At 65.2% G+C, this 8075-nt stretch carries 7 protein-coding genes and 1 pseudogene; 3 read left to right on the top strand and 5 right to left on the bottom strand.

The window, feature by feature from the left end; all coding sequences use genetic code 11:
• The 4 genes and pseudogenes from ON44_RS09020 to ON44_RS53945 all read right to left on the bottom strand — a co-directional run.
• Window positions 1-616 (bottom strand): annotated as a pseudogene (locus ON44_RS09020) (sulfate ABC transporter permease subunit); the annotation flags it as partial.
• Complete coding sequence (gene cysT / locus ON44_RS09015; RefSeq protein ID WP_085998502.1) at window positions 613-1413, bottom strand: sulfate ABC transporter permease subunit CysT; 801 nt, start codon at window positions 1411-1413, stop codon at window positions 613-615. The pseudogene ON44_RS09020 and the gene cysT, both read right to left, overlap by 4 nt.
• A 132-nt stretch (window positions 1414-1545) precedes the next feature.
• Window positions 1546-2604 carry a sulfate ABC transporter substrate-binding protein gene (locus ON44_RS09010; RefSeq protein WP_051181786.1) on the bottom strand — a complete coding sequence of 353 codons (1059 nt, stop codon included), beginning with the start codon at window positions 2602-2604 and terminating at the stop codon, window positions 1546-1548.
• A gap of 164 nt (window positions 2605-2768) precedes the next feature.
• Window positions 2769-2858: an Ms4533A family Cys-rich leader peptide gene (locus tag ON44_RS53945; protein ID WP_324188356.1), complete on the bottom strand. Its 90-nt coding sequence runs from the start codon at window positions 2856-2858 to the stop codon at window positions 2769-2771.
• Between the two features lie 106 nt (window positions 2859-2964).
• On the opposite strand from ON44_RS53945, the gene ON44_RS09005 reads away from it, so the two are divergent.
• Window positions 2965-4035: a M48 family metallopeptidase gene (locus tag ON44_RS09005; RefSeq protein ID WP_040687923.1), complete on the top strand. Its 1071-nt coding sequence runs from the start codon at window positions 2965-2967 to the stop codon at window positions 4033-4035.
• Between the two features lie 207 nt (window positions 4036-4242).
• On the top strand, window positions 4243-4872 hold the full coding sequence (locus ON44_RS09000) for an antibiotic biosynthesis monooxygenase family protein (protein WP_040687928.1): 630 nt from the start codon (window positions 4243-4245) through the stop codon (window positions 4870-4872).
• Window positions 4873-5515: 643 nt separating this feature from the next.
• On the opposite strand, the gene ON44_RS08990 is transcribed toward ON44_RS09000, so the two are convergent.
• Complete coding sequence (locus tag ON44_RS08990; RefSeq protein ID WP_040687919.1) at window positions 5516-5803, bottom strand: hypothetical protein; 288 nt, start codon at window positions 5801-5803, stop codon at window positions 5516-5518.
• A 105-nt stretch (window positions 5804-5908) separates the two neighbouring features.
• Here ON44_RS08990 and ON44_RS08985 point away from each other — a divergent pair, with 105 nt between their 5' ends.
• A complete protein-coding gene (locus ON44_RS08985; RefSeq protein ID WP_083897743.1) occupies window positions 5909-7897 on the top strand; it encodes a glycoside hydrolase family 15 protein in 1989 nt (662 codons plus the stop codon).
• Window positions 7898-8075 lie beyond the last annotated feature (178 nt).

The following is an 8075-nucleotide window of genomic DNA, read 5'->3' as shown; positions in this document are numbered from 1 at the left end:
TTCGCCGAGCGCACGCGCGACGGTCAGCACGACACCGTAGGTCAGGCCCCAGCGGATCGCGGGCAGGGTGATCCGCCAGAAGGTCTGCCAAGCGGGACGCGCCGAGGGTGGCCGCGGCCTGCTCCTGATCGTCGCCGATCTCGTGCAGCACCGGCTCGACCTCGCGCACCACGAACGGCAGCGTGACGAAGATCGTCGCGATCACCATGCCGGGCAGATTGAAGATCACCTTGAAGCCGACGTCTTCGAGGCCGCCGAACCAGCCGTCCGCACCCCACAGCAGGATCAGCGCGACGCCGACCACAACCGGCGAGACGGCGAAGGGCAGATCCACGATGCCCTGCACCAGCGTGCGACCCGGGAATTTGCCGCGCACCAGGGCGATCGCGGTGACGATGCCGAAGATGACATTCACCGGGACCACGATCGCCACGATCAGGATCGACAGCTGGAATGCCGAGATCGCCGCGGGCGTGGAGATCGAGTCGATGAACGCGCCGATCCCCTTCTCGAAGGTGCGCCACAGAATGATGATCAGCGGCAGCACCAACAGGATGAACAGGTAGCCGAGCGCAACGACGCGCAGCGAAATACGAGTCGGCCAGGACAGCCTCATTGCGCCTCCTGCTCTTTGCGCGCCGTGCGTTCGGCCCACAGCCGCAGCACCAGCAGCGTCGCGAACGAGATGACCAGCAGTGCGACGGACACCGCTGCCGCGTTCACCGGCCGGTCGATCTCGATCTGCTTCTGGATGTACTGCGAAGCCATCTCGGTCTTACGCGGTATGGCGCCACCGATCAGAACCACCGAACCGTATTCGCCGATCGCGCGGGCGAAGGCGAGACCGCCGCCGCTGATGATGGCGGGCGCGAGGGTCGGCAAGACGATGCGGCGGAAGGTGGTCCAGTTATCCGCACCGAGGGACAGCGCGGCCTGCTCGACCTCGCGGTCGGCCTCGATGAGCACCGGCTGCACCGAGCGCACCACGAACGGCAGCGTGACGAACGCCAGCGCCACCACGAGGCCGGGCTGGGTGGCGTTGAGGTGGATATCGATCGGACTCTGCGGCCCGTAGAGCGACAACAGCACGATGCTCGCGACGATCGTCGGTAGCGCGAACGGTAGATCGATGAGCGCGTTGACGATGCTCTTGCCCGGGAACTCGTCGCGGACCAGCACCCACGCGATCAGCGTGCCCATCACCACATTGATGACCGCCACCACCACGGACACGATCACCGTGATGCGCAGCGAGTCGATGGCCGCGGGTGCGCTGATCGCATCCCAGAACCCGGACCAGCCGTCATCGAATGAGGTGACGGTCAGCGCGGCCAGCGGTAGCAGCACGATGATGCTGAGCCAGAGCACCGCGGTGGCGATGCCGAGCGGACCCACCGAACCGGTTACCCGCAGCCACGACCAGTTCCGGCCTGCGGCCTTGGGTGTGGCGTCTTCGGAGCCGCCGGGAGCGGGCGCATGCCCGATCCCGGCGCTGCTGCTGTCAATCACGATCGTCCAGTATCCCGTGTGTTTCAGATCACCGAATTACTTGGTGGCCTTGTCGTAGATGACCGCGACGGAGCCGGTGTTCGCGGTGAACAGGTCCTTGTCGACGGTCTTCCAGCCACCGAGATCGGCGATGCTCCACAGCTTCTGCGGAGTCGGGAAGTCCTTGGCGTAGTCGGCGGCCACCTTCGGGTCGACCGGGCGGAATCCCGCCGAGGCCCAAGCCTTTTGGCCCTCGGTGGTGAACAGGAAGTCGCGGAAGGCGTTCGCCGTGTCCAGATGCTTGCTGTTCTTCAGTACCGCGACCGGGTTCTCGATCTTGAAGGTGGTCGGCGGCACGATGTGCTCGATCGGATCGCCGTTGCGCTCGGAGAAGATCGCCTCGTTCTCGTAGCTCAGCAGCACGTCACCGGTGCCCTGCAGGAAGGTCTCGGTGGCCTCACGGCCCGACTTCGGCTGCACCTGCACATGCTCCTTGGAGATGAGCTGGCTCAGGTAATCCAGACCCGCCTGCGGGTTCTTGCCGCCGTCGCTCTTGGCCGCGTACGGCGCGAGCAGATTCCACTTGGCCGAGCCCGAGCTGAACGGGTTCGGGGTGACGACCTGAATGCCCGGCTTGAGCAGATCGTCCCAGTCCTTGATGCCCTTCGGATTGCCCTTGCGCACCACGATCGCGACGACCGAGCCGAACGGAATTCCCTTGGTGGCGTCGGCATTCCAGCTCGGATCGACCAGACCGGCGTCGACAAGTCGGGTGATATCGGGCTCGACCGAGAAGTTGACGATATCGGCCTCGGCGCCGTCCTTGACCTTGCGGGACTGATCGCCCGACGCACCGTAGGAGCCGTTGATCGTGACGCCCTTACCCTTATCGGTCTTGTTGAACGCGGGGACGACCTTGTCGAAACCGGGCTTCGGGACGGCGTAGGCGTACAGGTTGAGAGTGCCGCCACTGCCGTCGGCGCCACCACCGCCCACCGTGTCGCTCGCCCCACCACCGCACGCGGTGAGCACGACGGCGGCGACGGCCGTTAGCGCGGCGATCACCGGGCGACGGTGCGATCGGGAGGATCCGAGGAGCAAGGACCTGGGTGACATGGGTGGAACCTTTCCTGATGTGCTCCGCCGCGACATGGACTAGTTGTCGCGGCGGTAGAACTGTGGCGCGACTTGTCGACCGAAGGTCGGGGTACGGACACTGCTGCGAAAGGTTTGCGCGCCGGTCTAGAGAAAGATGGGTGCGCAGCAGCGCCCGACGCCGATCAGCGACAGAGAATGTCCGCGACCGCGAGATTGCCGACAGCGATCAACGCCAATTCATGGCGGACCTGCGGGACGGCATTCGAAGACACGGGCAGACTGTAGCAGAGGAAACGTCACCAGTTCGAATCAACGCTAGCTATCCGCTTGCAGGCGGCAAAAACCGACAAAGTTCCTGGAAGAGGGGGGTTTCATCCCATGACTACCAGCCCGGACCGCGTCCGCACCCGGTTCCCCGATATCAGCACTCGCGCGTGGGAACATCCCGCCGACCGCACCGCGTTGGTGACGCTGCGCTCGCTCGCCGGGTTCGACACCGTTTTGCGAACCTTGTCCGGATTGCTCCAAGAACGCCAGCACCGGCTGCTGTACCTCGCGACCGCGGTCCGGGTAGACGAACGCCAGTTCCGCTCGCTGCACCAGTTGCGTCAGGACTGCGTGGAGGTACTGGACGCGCGCACCACACCCGAAATGTTCGTGCTGCAGAGCCCGCATGTGAACGCCTTCACGATCGGCATGGATCAGCCGTTCATCGTGCTGACGACCGGGCTGATCGATCTGATGGATACCGAGGAGCTGCGCTTCGTCGTCGGTCACGAACTCGGGCACGCGCTGTCCGGGCACGCGGTGTACCGCACCATGCTCATGCATCTGCTGCGCATTTCGGCCAATCTGGGCTGGGTGCCGGTGGGTGGGTGGGCATTGCGCGCGATCGTTGCCGCGCTGATGGAGTGGAGCCGCAAGTCCGAATTGTCCGGCGACCGGGCCGGGCTGCTGTGCGGTCAGGATGTCGAGGCGTCCGTGCGGGTGCATATGAAGACCGCGGGCGGCACCTGGATCAAGGAGATGAACCACGGCGCGTTCCTGCAGCAGGCCGATGACTACGAGCGCTCCGGCGATCTGCGCGACGGCGTACTGAAGCTGCTCAATCTGGAACTGCAGAGCCATCCGTTCTCGGTGCTGCGAGCCGCGGAGCTGCGCCGCTGGATCCAATCCGGTGAATACAATCGCATGCTCGGCGGCGACTACCCACGCCGTGAACACGATAAGGCCACCAAGATCAGCGATGAGATCAGGGAGGCCGCCCGCACCTATCGGCAGAACTTCGATCAGTCCGAGGACCCGCTGATCCGCACCGTGCGCAATCTCGGCCGCGATGTCGGGTCCGCGGTGGGCACGGTCGGTCACGAGGTCGGCGAGACGGTCTCCAAGATCGGCAAGCGCTTCAACGACTGGCGCACCGGGGGCGATCGGGATTCCGACGAGTGACAATCGAGGATGCGACGAAAGCTCTCCCCACACGCCGATCTCGACGAGGGACCAATGGTGTCAGTGGTCGTCGGCAATCAGGGCTCGGGTGATGGGTTGGCTTGTGGCCCACGCGCGGACGGGTCCTGGACAAAGTCGCATCGCCAGCCGGTTGGTTTTGCCGAATCATCTTGACCTGCAGTGTGGTTGAGGTTTCACGATGGTGCGGTGACTGACAACGGAATCACCCTGATCGACGCGTGGGAACTGCCCGAGGACCGGATCGGCGAGTCCATCGCACGCTGGCAGGAGCGCGTCGGGCTGATCCACGCCGCCCCGGGTTTCCGCGATGCGCGGCTGCACCGCAGACTGTCCCCCGAGTCCCGGCTCGGCCTGGTCAACGTGGCGCACTGGGACAGCATCGAGGCCCGGGACGAAGCACTGGCGAAATCCGACTTCACCGCGTCGGCAGCCACCGCGGCCGGCTACGCCACTGTGCACGGCGGCTGGTATCAGGTGGCGGCCGAATTCCGCACGGCGGGAAACGGTTCGGACAAAGACCCGAGAATCACCTTCGTCAATGCCTTCGAGCTGCCCGCCGAGCGGATCGATGAATTCCTGCCGCACTGGCTCGATCGCGCAGAGCTGATGAGCAAGGCGCCCGGCTTCCGCGACAACCGGCTGCACCGTGCGGTGGACCCGGACACTCGCTTCCAACTGGTCAACATCGCGCATTGGGACAGCCCCGAAGCATGGCGCACGGCAGGCGACGCCCCCCGCTTCCAACAGCGCCTGTCCGCCTCCCCCGACTTCGCCATCGCCAACCCCGCACTCTTCCGAGTTGTCGCCGAGTTCTGAGCGTGGATCGATGTCATGCGACAGCGAAACCATCCTCCAGATATGCCGTCACACCCTCGGCCCGAGCCCGGCGCGCTACTACCACGCGGCGGACCAACACTCCCCGGAAGTCGCTTCGCGGCACGACATCACCACACCACACCCAGCTCCGAAGCTCTCCCGCCTACAGGGTTATCCCCGCTGCCTGATCGGTGCTGAGCACTCCCCCAACGGCGCAAGCCGGATCCATTCACCGCGGCCAATGGCTCGCACAGAATCAGTGGGCGCCGCACACAAGCTACAGCCTGTGCGAGGCGTTCACTGGATATGCGCCACCCTCGCGGCAGTCTGCTTGGCGTGTGAGCTGTCGACTTCCAGCTCTTTGCACCGGATGTCTCGGTCGGCCGAATTGAATCGAAAGTTCTCGCAGTGCTTGGTGAATGTTGTGGACGGCTTGTATACGAGCCGAGTCACGATGTCCGCCATGGACTTCCGATTGCTTACGTAAGTCTCGTACTCCGGCTTCGACCTCGACGGCCGGGTCTCATTCGGTTGATCCTGCGTGCGGTCGCGGACTTCTGACGACGTCAGCGAGTGAACAACCACGCGATGACGACGAGAACCAGCAGGGCGACAAGAGCGAGCTGAACGCGGGAGCGCGGCATCAACGCGCTCCGCTCTGTGCCGTCTCGCGCAGCGCGACCGGCGGCGCGGCGGGTTCAGGGATCAGGGCGGGTTCCGCGGTCACAACATCCTCAGGTGTCAGGGCAGGCACGGCGTCGCTGTTGCGGCCGAGCAGTTGCATGGAGACCCGCAGCAATCGGTCCAGCAGGTAGGCGATGGCGAAGCTGACCGGAACCATGCCGACCAACACCACGATGAACTGCGGGATAAACGGCAAACCCGCGACCCACAGCTCGAAGCCGTCCCACCATCCTGCGATCCGATGCACGGCACCAGCCTAGCCGTGTTGAATTTGCCGCGCCGTCGGCGCCGCGTAGGGCCGGGTTTCGGCGCGCTCGGTGGACGCCGGACGCGGACGGACCGAAGATGAGGTATGGCGTCTTCCGATGATCTGACCGTCGACGAGCCTGCCGACCTGCCCGTGCTCAGTCAGCTGAGTGCGGTGCGTCAGCACGCCACCTATCCGCCGATCGACGATTACGCATTCCTGTCCGACTGTGAGACCACCTGTCTGATCGCCAGCAATGGCGGTGTCGAGTGGATGTGCGTGCCACGACCCGATTCGCCGAGCATCTTCGGCGCGATGCTCGATCGCAGCGCCGGACATTTCCGGATCGGCCCGTACGGGGTCAATGTGCCCGCGGCACGGCGATATCTGCCCGGCGGCATGATCCTGGAGACCACCTGGCAGACCGATACCGGCTGGCTGATCGTGCGCGACGCGCTCGTGCTCGGTCCCTGGCACAACAACGATCAGCGCAGCAAGACCCATCGCCGGACACCGATGGACTGGGATGCCGAGCACGTCCTGTTGCGCACGGTGAAGTGCGTGAACGGCACGGTCGAGTTGGAGATGAGCTGCGAACCCGCGTTCGATTACCACCGCTCCCCGGCCCGTTGGGAGTACACCGGCAAGGTGTACGAGGAGGCCACCGCGGTGCGCACCGGCGATCCGAATGTGGGCCCGACACTGGTGCTGACCACCGATCTGCGGCTCGGACTCGAGGGCCGGGAGGCCCGCGCCAGGACCAGGATGAAGGAGGGCGACGAGGTGTTCGTCGCGCTGACCTGGTCGGAGCTGCCCGCGCCGCGCACCTTCGAGGATGCGGCGCAGAAGATGTGGCAGACCACCGAATGCTGGCGGCAGTGGATCACCCTCGGCGATTTCCCGGATCATCCGTGGCGCAACTACTTGCAGCGCAGTGCGCTGACGCTGAAGGGACTCACCTACGCGCCGACCGGCGCGCTGATGGCCGCCGCCACCACATCACTGCCGGAAACCCCTGGCGGCCAACGCAATTGGGATTACCGCTATACCTGGGTGCGCGATTCCAGCTTCGCGCTGTGGGGTCTGTACACCCTCGGCCTTGACCGCGAGGCCAACGATTTCTTCGCCTTCCTCAGGGACGCCACCACCGGTGACAACGGCGAACCCGTTCCGCTGCAGGTGCTCTACGGTATCGGCGGCGAACGCGACCTCACGGAGAGCACGCTCGACAATCTGACCGGCTACGACGGTGCCAAACCCGTGCGTATCGGCAACGGCGCCTACAACCAGGACCAACACGATATCTGGGGCACCATGCTCGACGCGGTGTACCTGCACGTGAAATCCCGCCAACAGGTGCCGGAGTCGCTGTGGCCGCTGCTCGAGCGCCAAGTCGAGGCGACCATCGCGCGCTGGCAGGAGCCCGACCGCGGCATCTGGGAAGTGCGCGGTGAGCCACAGCATTTCACCTCATCGAAGGTGATGTGCTGGGTGGCACTGGACCGAGGGGCGAAGCTGGCCGAACTGCACGGCGAGTACGAGCGGGCCACCGAGTGGTACGCCATCGCCGACCAGATCAAGGCCGATATCCTCACCAACGGTGTAAATGCCGACGGCGTCTTCACGCAGACCTACGGCGGCGACACCCTGGACGCCTCTCTGCTGCTGGTGGTGTTGAACCGCTTCCTGCCGCCCACCGACCATCGGGTGCGCGCGACCGTGCTCTCGATCGCCGACCGGCTCACCGAGAACGGTCTTGTCCTGCGCTACCGGACCGAAACCACCGATGACGGATTGACCGGCGCGGAGGGCACCTTCACCATCTGCTCGTTCTGGCTGGTCTCCGCACTGGTGGAGATCGGCGAAGTGCAGCGGGCCCGGCATCTGTGCGAGCGGCTGCTCGGTTATGCGAGTCCGCTGCGGCTCTATGCCGAAGAGATCGACTCGCGCAGTGGACGTCATCTCGGCAACTTCCCGCAGGCATTCACCCATCTGGCGCTGATCAATGCGGTGACCCATGTGATCCGAGCCGAGCAGTCACACACCTCCGGCGGGTTCCAACCAGCGCATACACCGGCCACCGTTCCGACCTGACAGACGAGCACGGCGTCCGTGCGTACGACAGCCACGCTGCGTCCTGCCGACACAGCGGCGCTAGATCCTGCCGACACAGCGGCACTACATCCTGCCCACGCGACGGCACCACGCCCTCCCCACACGACAGCACTACGCCCTGCCCACGCGACGGCACCACGCCCTGCCCACGCGACGG

The sequence above is a fragment of the Nocardia vinacea NBRC 16497 genome, assembly GCF_000308835.1.
In the GTDB taxonomy this organism is placed as follows: Bacteria; Actinomycetota; Actinomycetes; order Mycobacteriales; family Mycobacteriaceae; genus Nocardia; species Nocardia vinacea.
Note: the sequence above shows the minus strand (reverse complement) of the source record. Positions and strands in the feature narration are given on the sequence as shown.

Coding starts and splice junctions, on each gene's coding strand:
- ON44_RS09010 (WP_051181786.1), bottom strand. CDS start 2,604: ATGTCACCCAGGTCCTTGCTCCTCGGATCCTCCCGATCGCACCGTCGC.
- ON44_RS09005 (WP_040687923.1), top strand. CDS start 2,965: ATGACTACCAGCCCGGACCGCGTCCGCACCCGGTTCCCCGATATCAGC.
- ON44_RS08985 (WP_083897743.1), top strand. CDS start 5,909: ATGGCGTCTTCCGATGATCTGACCGTCGACGAGCCTGCCGACCTGCCC.